This window comes from Streptomonospora alba, from assembly GCF_000826685.1.
In the GTDB taxonomy this organism is placed as follows: domain Bacteria; phylum Actinomycetota; class Actinomycetes; order Streptosporangiales; family Streptosporangiaceae; genus Streptomonospora; species Streptomonospora alba.
Window position 1 is genome coordinate 146,793 of sequence record NZ_JROO01000032.1, and the last position, 14,168, is coordinate 160,960.

The 14,168-nt window shown below is 70.7% G+C and carries 12 protein-coding genes; all 12 read right to left on the reverse strand.

Annotated features, from left to right (window positions below; translation table 11 throughout):
* Positions 1-274: 274 nt before the first annotated feature.
* From LP52_RS17415 to LP52_RS17470, 12 genes are read right to left on the reverse strand one after another with little or no spacing between them, the layout of a single operon-like run.
* On the reverse strand, positions 275-1,825 hold the full coding sequence (locus LP52_RS17415; protein WP_040275009.1) for an NADH-quinone oxidoreductase subunit M: 1,551 nt from the start codon (positions 1,823-1,825) through the stop codon (positions 275-277).
* The gene (nuoL, locus tag LP52_RS17420; protein WP_052809969.1) at positions 1,826-3,772 is read right to left on the reverse strand and encodes an NADH-quinone oxidoreductase subunit L; all 1,947 of its coding nucleotides are present in this window, start codon (positions 3,770-3,772) and stop codon (positions 1,826-1,828) included.
* A 23-nt stretch (positions 3,773-3,795) separates the two neighbouring features.
* Positions 3,796-4,095, reverse strand: coding sequence for an NADH-quinone oxidoreductase subunit NuoK (gene nuoK, locus LP52_RS17425; protein ID WP_040275013.1), 300 nt, complete (start codon positions 4,093-4,095; stop codon positions 3,796-3,798).
* Positions 4,083-5,030, reverse strand: coding sequence for an NADH-quinone oxidoreductase subunit J (locus LP52_RS17430; RefSeq protein WP_084723281.1), 948 nt, complete (start codon positions 5,028-5,030; stop codon positions 4,083-4,085). Before LP52_RS17430 ends, nuoK begins: the two co-directional genes overlap by 13 nt.
* A complete protein-coding gene (nuoI, locus tag LP52_RS17435; protein ID WP_040275014.1) occupies positions 5,027-5,578 on the reverse strand; it encodes an NADH-quinone oxidoreductase subunit NuoI in 552 nt (183 codons plus the stop codon). The genes LP52_RS17430 and nuoI overlap by 4 nt, the downstream gene beginning before the upstream one ends.
* The gene (gene nuoH / locus LP52_RS17440; protein ID WP_040275091.1) at positions 5,571-6,932 is read right to left on the reverse strand and encodes an NADH-quinone oxidoreductase subunit NuoH; all 1,362 of its coding nucleotides are present in this window, start codon (positions 6,930-6,932) and stop codon (positions 5,571-5,573) included. Before nuoH ends, nuoI begins: the two co-directional genes overlap by 8 nt.
* Complete coding sequence (locus LP52_RS17445) at positions 6,932-9,454, reverse strand: NADH-quinone oxidoreductase subunit G (protein WP_040275016.1); 2,523 nt, start codon at positions 9,452-9,454, stop codon at positions 6,932-6,934. The genes nuoH and LP52_RS17445 overlap by 1 nt, the downstream gene beginning before the upstream one ends.
* A gap of 52 nt (positions 9,455-9,506) precedes the next feature.
* Positions 9,507-10,805, reverse strand: a complete 1,299-nt coding sequence (gene nuoF, locus LP52_RS17450) for an NADH-quinone oxidoreductase subunit NuoF (protein WP_040275018.1) — start codon at positions 10,803-10,805, stop codon at positions 9,507-9,509.
* Positions 10,802-11,509 carry an NADH-quinone oxidoreductase subunit NuoE gene (nuoE, locus tag LP52_RS17455; RefSeq protein WP_040275019.1) on the reverse strand — a complete coding sequence of 236 codons (708 nt, stop codon included), beginning with the start codon at positions 11,507-11,509 and terminating at the stop codon, positions 10,802-10,804. Before nuoE ends, nuoF begins: the two co-directional genes overlap by 4 nt.
* Positions 11,506-12,804: an NADH-quinone oxidoreductase subunit D gene (locus tag LP52_RS17460; RefSeq protein WP_040275020.1), complete on the reverse strand. Its 1,299-nt coding sequence runs from the start codon at positions 12,802-12,804 to the stop codon at positions 11,506-11,508. The genes nuoE and LP52_RS17460 overlap by 4 nt, the downstream gene beginning before the upstream one ends.
* A complete protein-coding gene (locus tag LP52_RS17465; RefSeq protein ID WP_040275021.1) occupies positions 12,801-13,565 on the reverse strand; it encodes an NADH-quinone oxidoreductase subunit C in 765 nt (254 codons plus the stop codon). Before LP52_RS17465 ends, LP52_RS17460 begins: the two co-directional genes overlap by 4 nt.
* Complete coding sequence (locus LP52_RS17470; RefSeq protein ID WP_040275022.1) at positions 13,562-14,122, reverse strand: NuoB/complex I 20 kDa subunit family protein; 561 nt, start codon at positions 14,120-14,122, stop codon at positions 13,562-13,564. The genes LP52_RS17465 and LP52_RS17470 overlap by 4 nt, the downstream gene beginning before the upstream one ends.
* Positions 14,123-14,168 lie beyond the last annotated feature (46 nt).

Below are 14,168 nucleotides of genomic sequence, written 5' to 3' on the forward strand. Positions count from 1 at the left end.
GCCGCTCCTCGCGCGCTACGCGGACGGCACACACCGGCCCCGCATCGGCGCCGGCCACTCCGCTTGCTCGTCGGGCTCACACGAGCCCCCCACTCGCTCACCGCTCCTCGCGCGCTACGCGGACGGCACACACCGGCCCCGCCTCGGCGCCGGCCACTCCGCTTGCTCGTCGGGCTCACACGAGCCCCCCACTCGCTCACCGCTCCTCGCGCTCTACGCGGACGGCACACACCGGCCCCGCCTCGGCGCCGGCCACTCCGCTTGCTCGTCGGGCTCACTCGTGATCCCCTTCCGCCGTCGTCTCCGCCTCTCCGATCGCCGGTTCGGGATCGGTGGCGCCGACGGACTGCATGGTCGCCTCGACGGCGGGGTTGACGACGTCCAGCAGCGGCTGCGGGTACACCCCGAAGACCACCAGCAGCGCGATCAGCGGCGCGACGGCCAGGGTCTCCCTGGGGGACAGGTCGCGCAGGCGCGACAGCCCTTCGGGCAGCGGACCGGTCATGGTGCGCTGGTACATCCACAGGATGTAGAGCGCGGCGAGCACCACGCCGATGGAGGCGATGATCGCCGGGACGGGGTGGAAGGCGTAGGTGCCGATGAACACCAGGAACTCGCTGACGAAGGGGGACAGGCCCGGCAGCGCCAGCCCCGCGAGACCGGACACCAGGAACACCCCGGCCAGCACCGGAGCCCTGCTCTGCACACCGCGGTAGTCGGCGATCGCCGTGGAGCCCTGGCGTGCGACGAGGAAGCCGACCACCAGGAACAGCGCTCCGGTGGCGAAGCCGTGGTTGACCATGTACAGCGCCGCGCCCGACTGCCCCTGGGAGGTCATGACGAACACACCCAAGGTGATGAACCCGAAGTGCGACACCGAGGTGTAGGCGATCAGCCGCATCATGTCGCTCTGGGCGATCGCCAGGATCGCGCCGTAGACGATGCTGACCAGGCTGAGCACCACCACGGGCCAGATGAACCAGGTTGCGGCTCCGGGGAACATCTCCAGGCAGTAGCGCAGCATCCCGTAGGTGCCGACCTTGTCCAGAACGCCCACGAGCAGCACCGCGGTTCCCGGGCGCGAGGAGCCGGCCGCCGCGGGCAGCCAGCTGTGCACGGGCCACATCGGCGCCTTGATCGCGAACGCCACGAAGAAGCCGAGGAACAGCCAGCGCGCGGTCATCGGGTCGATCCCGGCCAGTGCGCTCTCGGAGCCGACCAGCTCGCTCCACAGGAACGTGCCGCCGTAGACGTAGACGCCGATGACCGACACCAGCATCAGCAGCCCGCCCAGCAGGCTGAACAGCAGGAACTTGACCGCGGCGGCGCGCCGCTGATCCCCGCGGCCGTAGCGCCCGATCATGAAGTAGACCGGGATCAGCATGGCCTCGAAGAAGACGTAGAACAGGAAGACGTCGGCTGCCGCGAACACGCCGATCATCATCGCTTCGAGGAGGAGGATCAGCGCGAAGTAGCCCTTGCCGCCGTCCGGAGTGTCGTCGTTCTCGCGCCACGCCGCAAGCACCACCAGCGGCACCAGCACCGCCGACATCAGGATCAGGACGAGCGCGATGCCGTCGACCCCGACCGCGTAGTTGACCCCGAAGCGCGGGATCCACGGGTAGACCTCGGTGAACTGCAGACGCTCGGCGCCGGCGGGGGTGAACTGCGCGGCCATCACCGCGACGACCAGCAGGGTCGCCACGGTGGCGCCCAGCGTCACACGCTTGGCGGTCTCGATCCGCTCGCGCGGAAGCGACGCCACCGCCGCGGCGCCCACGGCGGGCAGCGCGATGGCGAGGGTGAGCCAGGGGAAGTCGGTCATCTAGAACCTCACAGCCAGCGTTGCGACGACGATGGCGGCGCCGAACAGCATCGTCAGCGCATAGGTGCGGGCGAAGCCCGTCTGCGCGCCGCGCAGCCCTCGGGAACTGTCGCGCACGCTCGTGCCGACCCCGTTGACCAGGCCGTCGACCACCTTGGTGTCGAAGGCCGACAGCGCCGCGGTGACGGCTTGCCCCGGGCGCATGAGCAGCCCTTCGTTGAGGGCGTTTCCGTAAAGCTCGTTGCGGGCGAAGGCGGTGACCGGGCCGGGCTCGGGCGCGGTGGCGGGCACCTCGCGCCGGCCGTACATGAACCACGCCACGGCCGCGCCGACCACCAGCATGCCCAGTGCCGCCAGGCTCGACGGGCTGGTGAACATGGCGGCCAAGTGGAACTCGTGGGCTTCCTCGGGCGCGCCGACGGCGGGCTCCAGGAAGTGCGCGAAGCGGTAGCCGAACACCAGGACCGCGCCGAGGACCACCGAGCCCGCGGCCAGCACGATCATCGGCGCCGTCATGGAGCGGGGCGATTCGTGCGGGTGCGCGTCCTCGGCCCAGCGGCGCTCGCCGAAGAAGGTCAGGATCATCACGCGGGTCATGTAGAACGCGGTCAGCCCGGCACCCACCAGGGCGGCCACGCCGAGTCCGATGCCCACCGATCCGCCGGAGGCGAACGCGGCCTCGATGATGCCCTCCTTGGTCCACCACCCCGACAGCAGCGGGAACCCGATGATGGCCAGGTAGCCGAGCCCGAACGTGGCGAAGGTGACGGGCATGGCCTTGCGCAGGCCGCCGTAGCGGCGCATGTCGACCTCGTCGTTCATGCCGTGCATGACCGAGCCGGCGCCGAGGAACAGCCCGGCCTTGAAGAAGCCGTGCGTGATCAGGTGGGCGATGGCGGCGGCGTAGCCGATCGGCCCGAGTCCGGCCGCCAGGGTCATGTAGCCGATCTGGCTCATGGTGGAGCCGGCCAGCGCCTTCTTGATGTCGTCCTTGGCGCACCCGATGACCGCACCGGCCAGCAGGGTCGCGGCGCCGACCACGGCGACGGTCGCCTGGGCGGCGGGCGCGGCCTCGAAGACCGGACCGGCGCGCACGATCAGGTAGACGCCGGCGGTGACCATGGTCGCGGCGTGGATGAGCGCCGAGACCGGCGTGGGGCCCTCCATGGCGTCCAGCAGCCACGACTGCAGCGGCAGCTGGGCGGACTTGCCGCAGGCGCCCAGGAGCAGCAGCAGGCCGATCGCGGTGACCGTCCCTGCGCCCGCCTGGCCGACGGCGTCGAAGACGCCGCTGAAGGCGACGGTGCCGAAGGTGGTGAACATGATCATGACCGCGATCAGCAGACCCATATCGCCGACGCGGTTGACCAGGAACGCCTTCTTCGCGGCGACCGCCGCGGAGTCCTTGTGCTGCCAGAACCCGATCAGCAGGTAGGAGGCCAGGCCGACCCCTTCCCAGCCCAGGAACAGCAGCACGAAGTTGTCGGCGAGCACAAGCACGAGCATCGCCGCGACGAACAGGTTCAGGTAGGCGAAGAACCGCCGCCGCCGCTCGTCGTGGGCCATGTAGCCCACCGAGTAGATGTGGATGAGCGAGCCGACACCGGTGATCAGCAGTGCGAAGCTGATCGAGAGGGGATCCAGCAGCAGCCCCACCTCGGCGTCGAACCCGCCCGCGGAGAACCAGGTGTAGACGGGCACCGCGAAGCTGCGCTCCTCGGGTGCGGCGGCCAGGATCTCGAACAGGGCCGCGACCGCCCAGCCGAAGCTCGCCAGGGGCAGGGCGGTGCCCAGCCAGTGGCCCCAGCTGTCGGTGCGCCGACCGCCCAGCAGCAGAATGGCGGCGCCGACCAGCGGAAACGCGATCAGCAACCAGGCGTTGGACAAGACCGCCCCGCTGGCCTGGGAGGTGACAGCGGTCACGTGCTGCTCGGCGGCGAGGGTTATCTCAGACACAGCCACGTCGCCTTCTAGTGCTTGAGCAGGTTCGCGTCATCCAGCGACGCCGACCTGCGGGTCCGGAAGATCTGCATGATGATCGCCAGGCCCACCACGACCTCGGCCGCGGCCACGATCATCACGAAGAACGCGATGACCTGGCCCTCGATGTCGCCGAGCATGCGGGCGAAGGCGACGAACGCCAGGTTGCAGGCGTTGAGCATGAGCTCGACGCACATGAACACGATGATGGCGTTGCGCCGCACGAGCACGCCGATGGCGCCGATCGTGAACACGATCGCGGCCAGCACGATGTAGTTCATCGGGTCCATGTGCTCTGGGCCTCCTGTCCGTTGGCGTCGCCGTCGCCGGCGGCCTCCTCGGTGTCCGCGCCGGGCTCACCGGGCTCGCCGGGCTCGCCGGCGCCCAGCGGGTCGGCTTCCTTGGAGGCCGCGGAGTCGGAGGCGCTGCCGGCCTCGGGGATGGATCCCAGCTGGAAGTCCTTGGGCACGCCCGACTGCATGCTGGGGTCGCGTGCGGTGAGCACCGAGTTGAGCGACAGCTCCGACACCGACCCGTCGGGCAGCAGCGCGGGCATGTCGATGGCGTTGTGCCGCGCGTAGGTGCCCGGGCCCGGCATCGGGGTGGGGTGGTCGCCGCGGATGCGCTCGCGCTGCAGCGTCCGCTGAGTGCGCCGCTTCTTGATCCGGTTGACGTGGGCGAGCACGAGCGCGCCCAGCACCGCGGTGATCAGCAGGGCGCCGGTGGCCTCGAAGGCGATGATGTAGCGGTAGATCACCTCGGCGCCGATCCAGGGGACGCTGCCGCCCGCCGCGGCCACTGCCGCGTCCAGGCCGACGGGGGTCACGGCGGTGATGCGGGTGAGCCCCGTCGCCAGCGCGCCGAGGAAGCACAGCGCCACCACCGCGGTCATCACGCGCTGCCCGCGCAGTGTCTCGACCAGCGAGTCCGCCGAGCTGACGCCCACGAGCATCAGCACGAACAGGAACAGCATCAGCACCGCGCCGGTGTAGACGACGATCTGCACGATCATCAGGAACGGCGCTTGGTTGATGCCGTAGAAGCACGCCAGGCCGAGCATGACGACGGCCATCAGCACCGCCGAGTGCACGGGCTTGCGGCTGAAGACCACGCCGACGGCGGCGAGGACGATCACCGTGCCGAGGATCCAGAAGGCGGTGGCCTCTCCGCCCCCGATGGGAGTACCCGGCGCCGCGGAGGCGCCGGCGAGGATGTCGGCGCTCACCTGCTCGCCTCACCCTCGGGTCGGGGCACCTCGGCGGCCTGGGCCGGGGTGGCGCCGTTGCGGTAGTACTCCTCCTCGGTCTCGCCCAGGCGCATGGGGTGCGGGGGCGCTTCCATGTCCTCCAGCAGCGGCGCGAGCAGCTGCTCCTTGGTCCAGATGAGGCTCTCGCGCTCGTCGTCGGCGATCTCGTACTCGTTGGTCATGGTCAGCGCCCGGGTGGGGCAGGCCTCGACGCAGAGTCCGCACAGGATGCAGCGCAGATAGTTGATCTGGTACACGCGGCCGTAGCGCTCACCCGGGGAGTAGCGCTCCTCGTCGGTGTTGTCGCCGCCCTCCACGTAGATGGCGTCGGCCGGGCAGGCCCAGGCGCACAGTTCGCACCCGATGCACTTCTCCAGACCGTCGGCCCAGCGGTTGAGCTGGTGCCGGCCGTGGAAGCGGGGCGCGGTCGCGCGCTTGACCTCGGGGTAGTTGGTTGTCGGCACCTTCGTGAACATGGTGTGGAAGGTGACGCCGAACCCCTTTACGGGGTTGAGCCAGTCAAGCACCGGTAACCTCCTCACGCTTGTCGTCGGGGGCACGGGGCGCGTATCGCGGCCCCTCGGCCGGCACGCTGCTGCCGTAGTGGGGGGCACTGGCCGGTGGCACGGGGAATCCTCCGTAGGCGGGGTCGTCGCGCATGTTCCGCAGCTCCTCGCGGCGTTCGGCGGCCTCGGTCTCGCGCCGGCGCCGCGCCGAGCGCACCCACCCCGCGAGCACGGCCACGGTGGCGACGGCGAACGCCGCGACGACGGCTGCCACCACGCCGGCCGGCGCGCCCTCGTTGACGAGGATGCGCACGCAGGCCACCGCGGTGATCCACACGAGCTGCACCGGGATGAGGATCTTCCAGCCGAGCTGCATGAGCTGGTCGTAGCGGATCCGCGGCACCGAGCCGCGCAACCAGATGAACAGGAACATGACGAACATGAACTTCAGCAGCCACCACAGGACCGGCCACCAGCCGGCGCTCGCGCCCGCCCAGAACATGGTCAGCGGCGGCGGTGCGAGGTAGCCGCCGAGGAAGAAGGTGACCGACACCGCGGCGACGGTCACCATGTTCACGTACTCCGCCAGGAAGAACATGGTGAACTTCATCGACCCGTACTCGGTCATGAACCCGCCGACGAGCTCCCCTTCGCCTTCGGCGAGGTCGAAGGGCAGCCGGTTGGTCTCACCGACCATCGTGACGAGGTAGATGAGGAACGACGGGAGCAGGATCACCGCGAACCACACCGACTGCTGGGCCTCGACGATGCCGGAGGTGGTCAGGGTGCCCGAGAACATGAACACCGCGACGACGGACAGGCCCATCGCGATCTCGTAGCTGATGACCTGCGCCGAGGCGCGCAACCCGCCCAGCAGGGCATACGGCGACTGCGAGGCCCAGCCGCCCAGCACGATCCCGTAGACCCCCACGGCCGCGGTGCCCAGCACCACCAGTGCGGCGATGGGCAGGTCGGTCAGCTGCAACGGGGTCTGCACCCCGAACAGGGAGACCTCGGGCCCGACCGGGATCACCGAGAAGGCCATGAACGCCGGAACCGCGGCGATCATGGGAGCGGCGATGTAGATCGGCCGGTCCACGCCGCGGGGGATGACGTCTTCCTTCAGCGACAGCTTGACCCCGTCGGCCAGCGACTGCAGCAGCCCCAGCGGGCCGAAGCGGTTGGGTCCGTGGCGCTGCTGCATGCGGCCCATGACCTTGCGGTCGGCCATGATCATCATCAGCACGCAGACCATCAGGAAGACGAAGATCGCCAGCGCCTTGATCAGCGTGATCCACCAGGGATCGGAGCCGAAGGCGTCCAACTGGGCCTCGGCGGCCAGGGGCACCGCCGCACCGGCCTGCGCCGTCGCAATCACAGGAGATCGCTCCCCGCACTCGTCGCGGACATTTTCGCTATGGAGAAGCCGCTGTCGGCTCCGTCCCCGCCGGAGTCGGCGGCGATCGACACCACAGAACCGCCCGCGGCGCCCAGGTCGCGGTGGACGTCGCAGTCGCGGGCGTTCTCCGGCAGCCAGACCACCCGGTCGGGCATCGCCTCGACGACGGCGGGCACGCTTACCGCGCCCGCGGGGCCGCTGACGCGCACCAGGCCGCCGTCGGCCAGGCCGATCTCGGCGGCGGTCGCGGCCGAGACCCGGGCCAGGGCCGGGCGGGCCGTGCCCGCGAGGTAGGGCTCGCCGTCCTCCATGCGTCCGTTGCCCAGGAGCTGGCGCCACGTCGACAGCACCGCCTCGCCCTTGCCGGGCGCGGGGCGCCGGGCCGAGCGGGTCAGCGGGTCGGGGACACGCTCACCGGACCAGGAGCCCAGCTCGTCGAGCTCGCGCACCGCCGCGGCGTCGTCGGGAAGTCCCAGGTGCACGTCCATCTCGTCGGCGACCGCGGACAGCACCCGCAGGTCCGACAGCAGGCCGGGCTTCTTCAGCGCATCGCCGAAGGGGCGGCGCCGGCCCTCCCAGTCGACGAACGTGCCGCCCTTCTCGGCCACGGCGGCCACCGGCAGCACCACGTCGGCGCGGTCGGTGACGTTGCTGGCCCGCATCTCCAGGCTGACGATGAAGGGCACGCGCGCCAGCGCGGTGCGGGCGGCCTCGGGGTCGGGCAGGTCGTCGAGGTCCACACCCGCGATCAGCAGCGCCTCCAGCTCGCCGGAGGCCGCGGCCTCGATGATCTCGGCGGTGGAGCGGCCCTCGCGGTCGGGCAGCGAACCCACGTTCCACGTACGGGCGACTTCGGCGCGGGCCGTGGCGTCGGCTGCCGGGCGCCCGCCCGGCAGCAGGTTGGGCAGGGCGCCGGCGTCGGCGGCGCCGCGCTCGCCGGCGCGGCGCGGCACCCAGGCCAGGCGCGCGCCGGTGCGGTCGGCCAGTCGCGCGGCGGCCGACAGCGCGCCGGGGATCGCTCCCAGGCGCTCACCCACCATGATGATCGCGCCGGTCTGGCGCAGCGCCTGGATCGCCTCCTCGTCGACGTCGCCCAGCTCGCCCAGCACCTCGGACTCGGCTCCGGGCTCGGTGGGGATCAGCCGTCCGCCGGCCTTGGTCAGGCCGCGGCTCTCGTACGGGGCCACGGCGAAGACGCGTGTGCCGTTCTTGCGGCGGGCCTTGCGCAGCCGCAGGAACACCACCGGCGACTCGTCCTCGGGTTCGAAGCCGGCCAGCAGCACCGCGGGGGCGGTCTCCAGTTCGGAGTAGGTGACGCCGAGCCCGGTCCCGGCCACGCGGGCGGCCAGGAAGTCGGCCTCCTCGGCGGAGTGGGGGCGGGCCCGCATGTCGACGCTGTTGGTGCGCAGCGCCACCCGCGAGAACTTGGCGTAGGCGTAGGCGTCCTCCAGCGTCAGCCGCCCGCCGGTGAGCACGCCGACGCGGCCGCCGCGGTCGCGTGCCCCGGCCAGACCGCGTGCGGCCAAGGTCACGGCCTCCGGCCAGGAGGCGGTCTCCAGGGCGCGGCTGTCCTCGTCGCGTACCAGCGGATGGCTGAGCCGGTCGGGCTGGCTGGCGTACTTGAACGCCCACCGGCCCTTGTCGCAGTTCCATTCCTCGTTGACCTGCGGGTCGTCGCCGGCCAGGCGCCGGGTGACCTTGCCGCGCCGGTGGTCGGTGCGCTGGGCGCATCCGGCGGCGCAGTGCTCGCACACGCTGGGCGTGCTGACCAGGTCGAAGGGCCGTGCCCGGAACCGGTAGGCGGCACCGGTGAGCGCGCCGACCGGGCAGATCTGCACGGTGTTGCCGGAGAAGTAGGACTGGAAGGGCTCGCCCTCGGCGATGCCGACCTGCTCGTCGGCGCCGCGCTCCAGCAGCTCGATGAAGGGGTCGCCGGCGATCTGCGCCGAGAAGCGGGTGCAGCGGGCGCACTGGATGCAGCGCTCGCGGTCCAGCAGCACCTGCGTGGACAGCGCGATCGGCTTGGGGAAGGTGCGCTTGGTGTCCAGGAAGCGGGTCTCGCCGCCGCCGTTGGACATGGCCTGGTTCTGCAGGGGGCACTCGCCGCCCTTGTCGCAGACGGGGCAGTCCAGCGGGTGGTTGATCAGCAGGAACTCCATGATCCCGCGCTGGGCCTTGTCCGCGACCTCGGAGGTGAGCTGGGTCTTGACGACCATGCCCTCCATCACGGTGATCGTGCAGGAGGCCTGCGGCTTGGGCATGGCCCGCCCGTTGCCGGCGTCGGGGATCTCCACCAGGCACTGGCGGCAGGCGCCGACCGGGTCGAGCAGGGGGTGGTCGCAGAAGCGCGGGATCTGGATGCCCAGCAGTTCGGCCGCGCGGATGACCAGGGTCCCCTTGGGCACCTGGATCTGGAAGCCGTCGATGGTGACGGTGACGAGGTCCTCGGGCTCCGCGGCAGGGGTGCCGCCCGAGGCGCTGTTGGTCGTGACGGTCACTGCTCCTCCTCTCCTGCCGGCGCCGCCGGCGCTGCTGCCGCTGAAGATGCGGTCATGCCGTGCCTCCCCACACCGTCGCCTTGCGGTGGTCGAACGGGCAGCCGCCGTGGGTGACGTGGTCGATGTACTCCTGGCGGAAGTACTTGATGGAGGACATGACCGGGCTGGCGGCGCCGTCGCCGAGCGCGCAGAAGGCGCGGCCCAGCAGGTTGTCGCAGATGTCCAGCAGCTTCTCCAGGTCGGCCTCGGTGCCCTCGCCCCGTTCGAGGCGGTCCAGCACCTGCACCATCCAGTAGTTGCCTTCGCGGCAGGGGGTGCACTTGCCGCAGGACTCGTGGGCGTAGAACTCGATCCAGCGGCCGACGGCGTGCACGACGCACGTGGTCTCGTCGAAGATCTGCAGGGCGCGGGTGCCCAGCATGGATCCGGCGGCGCTCACGGACTCGAAGTCCAGGGGCGTGTCGAGGTGCTCGTCGGTGAAGATCGGAGTGGAGGACCCGCCGGGGGTCCAGAACTTCAGGCTGTGCCCCGCGCGCACGCCGCCGGCCATGTCCAGCAGTTCGCGCAGCGTGACGCCCAGCGGGGCTTCGTACTGCCCGGGACGCTCGACGTGGCCCGACAGCGAGAAGAAGCCGAACCCGGCGGACTTCTCGGTGCCCATCGCGGTGAACCACTCGGCGCCGTGGCGCACGATCAGGGGCACGCTGGCGATGGACTCGACGTTGTTGACGACCGTGGGCGAGGAGTAGAGCCCGGCCACGGCGGGGAAGGGCGGCTTGAGGCGCGGTTGGCCGCGGTAGCCCTCCAGCGAGTCCAGCAGCGCCGTCTCCTCGCCGCAGATGTAGGCGCCGGCGCCCGCGTGCACGACCACGTCCAGGTCGAATCCGCTGCCGAGGACGTCGGGGCCGATCAGGTTGGCCTCGCGGGCCTCCTCGACGGCCTGCTTGAGTCGGCGGATGACGTGCAGGACCTCGCCGCGCACGTAGATGAAGGCCTGGTGGCTGCGGATGGCATAGGCCGCGACGGCCACCCCCTCGATGAGGGAGTGCGGGTTGGCCAGCATCAGCGGCACGTCTTTGCAGGTCCCGGGCTCGGACTCGTCGGCGTTGACGACGAGGTAGCGCGGATTGGGGTTGTCCTTGGGCAGGAACCCCCACTTCATCCCGGTGGGGAACCCGGCGCCGCCGCGGCCGCGCAGCCCCGAGGACTTGATCAGGTCCACGATCGTGTCGGGCTCCATGGTCAGCGCCGTGCGCAGCCCCTCGTAGCCGCCGTCTGCGCGGTAGCCCTCCAGGGTGAAGGAGTCGTGGCGGTCCCAGTTGGCCGAGAGGACCGGGGTCAGGGTGGTCACTTGGCGCTCCCTTCGTCGCCGGTCCGCCTGTCGGAGGCGGCGCCGGGCTCGGGGGCCGCCCAGCCGCGTTCGTGTGCCAGGCGCAGACCCTGCAGGGAGGGCTCGCCCGCCTGGGTGCCCTCGCCGGCGTGCCCGTCGGAGAATCCGGCGAGCAGGCGGCCGGCCTCCTTGAACGTGCACAGCCCCTCAGGGCCGCGGGTGGGGCGCACGTCCTTGCCCAACCGCAGGTCGTCGACCAGTCGCTTGGCCGACTCGGGAGTCTGGTTGTCGAAGAACTCCCAGTTGACCATCACCACCGGCGCGAAGTCGCAGGCGGCGTTGCACTCGACGTGCTCGATCGAGACGCGGCCGTCCTCGGTCGCCTCGTCGTTGCCCACGCCGAGGTGCTCCTTGAGACCGGCGAAGATCTCGTCGCCGCCCATGATCGCGCACAGGGTGTTGGTGCACACCCCGACGTGGTAGTCGCCGACGGGCCGGCGCTTGTACATGGTGTAGAAGGTCACCACGGCGGTGACCTCGGCGGTGGTCAGGCCCAGCTGGTCGGCGCAGAACCGGATGCCGGCCTGGGAGACGTAGCCCTCCTCGGCCTGCACCAGGTGCAGCAGCGGCAGCAGGGCCGAGCGCTGTTGCGGATAGCGGGCGATGACGTCCTTGGCGTCGACCTCCAGTCGCGCGCGGACTTCCTCGCTAAAGGTGCTGCTCACCTGTCCACCCCTCCCATCACGGGGTCGATACTGGCCACCGCGGCGATCACGTCGGCCACGGATCCGCCTTCGCACATGGCCGCGACCGCCTGCAGGTGGGTGAACGAGGGGTCGCGGAAGTGCACGCGGTGGGGGCGGGTGCCGCCGTCGCTGACGGCGTGGCAGCCCAGCTCGCCCTTGGCGCTCTCCACCGCGGCGTAGGCCTGCCCGGCCGGCACCCGGAATCCTTCGGTGACCAGCTTGAAGTGGTGGATGAGCGCTTCCATGGAGCCGCCCATGATGTGGGCGATGTGCTCGGACGAGTTGCCCAGGCCGTCGTCGCCCAGCTCCAGGCGGGCGGGCCAGCCGATCTTGGCGTCGTCGACCATGATCGGCCCGGGCCGCAACCGGTCCAGGCACTGCTCGACGATCCGCAGGCTCTGCTCCAGCTCGGCCATGCGCACCCGGTAGCGGGCGTAGACGTCGCCGCCGTCGGAGACGGGGATGTCGAACTCGTAGTTCTCGTAGCCGCAGTAGGGCTTGGCCTTGCGCAGGTCCCAGGCCAGGCCCGAGGCGCGCAGCATGGGGCCGGTGGCGCCCAGTGCCATGCACCCGGGCAGCTCCAGGTGGGCCACGTCGCGGGTGCGCGCGAGGTAGAGCGGGTTGGCGTCCAGGAGCTTGCGCATGGTGGTGATGCGCTTGGGCATCTCCTTGAGCAGCTCGCGGATCTGCTCCACCGCGCCGTCGGGCAGGTCCTGGGCGACGCCGCCGGGACGGATGTAGGCGTGGTTCATCCGCAAGCCGGTGATGAGCTCGAAGATGTCGAGCACCATCTCGCGCTCACGGAAGCCGTTGGTCATGATCGTGGTGGCACCCAGCTCCATGCCGAACGTCGCCATCGCCACGAAGTGCGAGGACATCCGGTTGAGCTCCATCATCAGCACCCGGATGACGTTGGCGCGCTCGGGGATGCGGTCGGTGATGTCCAGCAGCCTCTCGACCGCCAGGCAGTAGGCCACCTCGTTGAAGATCGGCGTGAGGTAGTCCATGCGGGTCACGAACGTGGTGCCCTGCGTCCACGTCCGGAACTCCATGTTCTTCTCGATGCCGGTGTGCAGGTAGCCGATGCCGACCCGGGCCTCGGTGCAGGTCTCGCCGTCGAGGGTGAGGATCAGCCGCAGCACGCCGTGGGTGGAGGGGTGCTGCGGGCCCATGTTGATCACGAGGCGTTCGGCGCCGCTGCTCTGGGCCTTGGCGACGACCTCCTCCCAGTCGCCGCCGGAGGCGTCGATGTAGTCCTCTGTGACGTACGTCATTGGTATGACCTCCGCTCGTCCGGCGGCGGGATGGTGGCACCGCGGTATTCGACCGGGATCCCGCCGAGCGGGTAGTCCTTCCGCTGCGGGTGGCCGTGCCAGTCGTCGGGCATCTCGATGCGGGTGAGCGAGGGGTGCCCGTCGAAGACGATCCCGAAGAAGTCCCAGGCCTCGCGCTCGTGCCAGTCGTTGGTGGGATAGACCTCGACGATCGAGGGGATGTGGGGGTCCGCGTCGGGGCAGGCCGTCTCGATCCGGATCTCGGTGTTGTGGGTGAGCGAGCGCAGGTGGTTGACGGCGTGCAGCTCGCGTCCCGTGTCGTCGGGGTAGTGCACGCCGCTGACGCCTGTGCACAGCTCGAAGCGCAGGTCGGGGTCGTCGCGCAGCAGGCGGGCGACCTCGCGCAGATGCTCCCGGCGCACGTGGAAGGTGATCTCGCCGCGGTCGACCAGGACCCGCTCCACAGCGCGGACGCCGGGTGCGCCCTCGCCCTGCAGCGCCCGCTCCAGAGCGTCGGCGACTCCGTCGAACGCGGCGGTACGCGGGTCGTCGGGGTCGGTGAAGGGCCGCTCCGAGGCCTGGGGCGGCGTCTTGCGCACCAGCAGCCGACCGTAGCCGGAGGTGTCGCCGGTGGTCTTGGCGCCGAACATGCCGGCGCGGGCGACCGGCGCGGCGAGCCGCTCCTCGCCGGCGCGGGCCGGGAGGTTCTCCTCCTGCTCGCCGCCGCTGTCGGGGCCGTTTCCGTTGCCGTTGACGCTCACCGGCCCGACACCTCGCTCACGTCCACCAGCGGGAGCTCGCGGCGCAGCCGGCGCTCCTCCTCTTCCTCGATCTCGCGCTTGCGGTGGGCGCCGAGCTTCTCGTGCTGCACCTTGTCGTGCAGCTTGAGCACCGCGTCGAAGAACATCTCCGGTCGCGGCGGGCAGCCGGGCAGGTACATGTCCACCGGAACGATGTGGTCGACGCCCTGCACGATCGCGTAGTTGTTGAACATGCCGCCGCTGGAGGCGCAGACGCCCATCGCGATGACCCACTTCGGCTCGGGCATCTGGTCGTAGATCTGGCGCAGGACGGGGGCCATCTTCTGGCTGACCCGTCCCGCCACGACCATGAGGTCGGCCTGGCGCGGCGTGGCGCCGAACTTCTCCATCCCGTACCTGGCGACGTCGTAGTGCGGTCCGCCCGCCGACATCATCTCGATGGCGCAGCAGGCCAGTCCGAACGTGGCCGGCCACATCGAACTCTTGCGCATCAGTCCGGCGGCCTGCTCGACCGTCGTCAGCATGATGCCGCTCGGCAGCTTCTCCTCAATCCCCATCCGGCGAACCCCCTTTCCCGTGCGTAGTCCCGTCTCCCGTCTGTCG

Bases quoted from the DNA above. Each gene is read 5' to 3' on its own strand.
- LP52_RS17415 (WP_040275009.1), bottom strand. From the start codon at position 1,825: ATGACCGACTTCCCCTGGCTCACCCTCGCCATCGCGCTGCCCGCCGTG.
- nuoK (WP_040275013.1), bottom strand. From the start codon at position 4,095: ATGGACCCGATGAACTACATCGTGCTGGCCGCGATCGTGTTCACGATC.
- LP52_RS17460 (WP_040275020.1), bottom strand. From the start codon at position 12,804: ATGACGTACGTCACAGAGGACTACATCGACGCCTCCGGCGGCGACTGG.
- LP52_RS17470 (WP_040275022.1), bottom strand. From the start codon at position 14,122: ATGGGGATTGAGGAGAAGCTGCCGAGCGGCATCATGCTGACGACGGTC.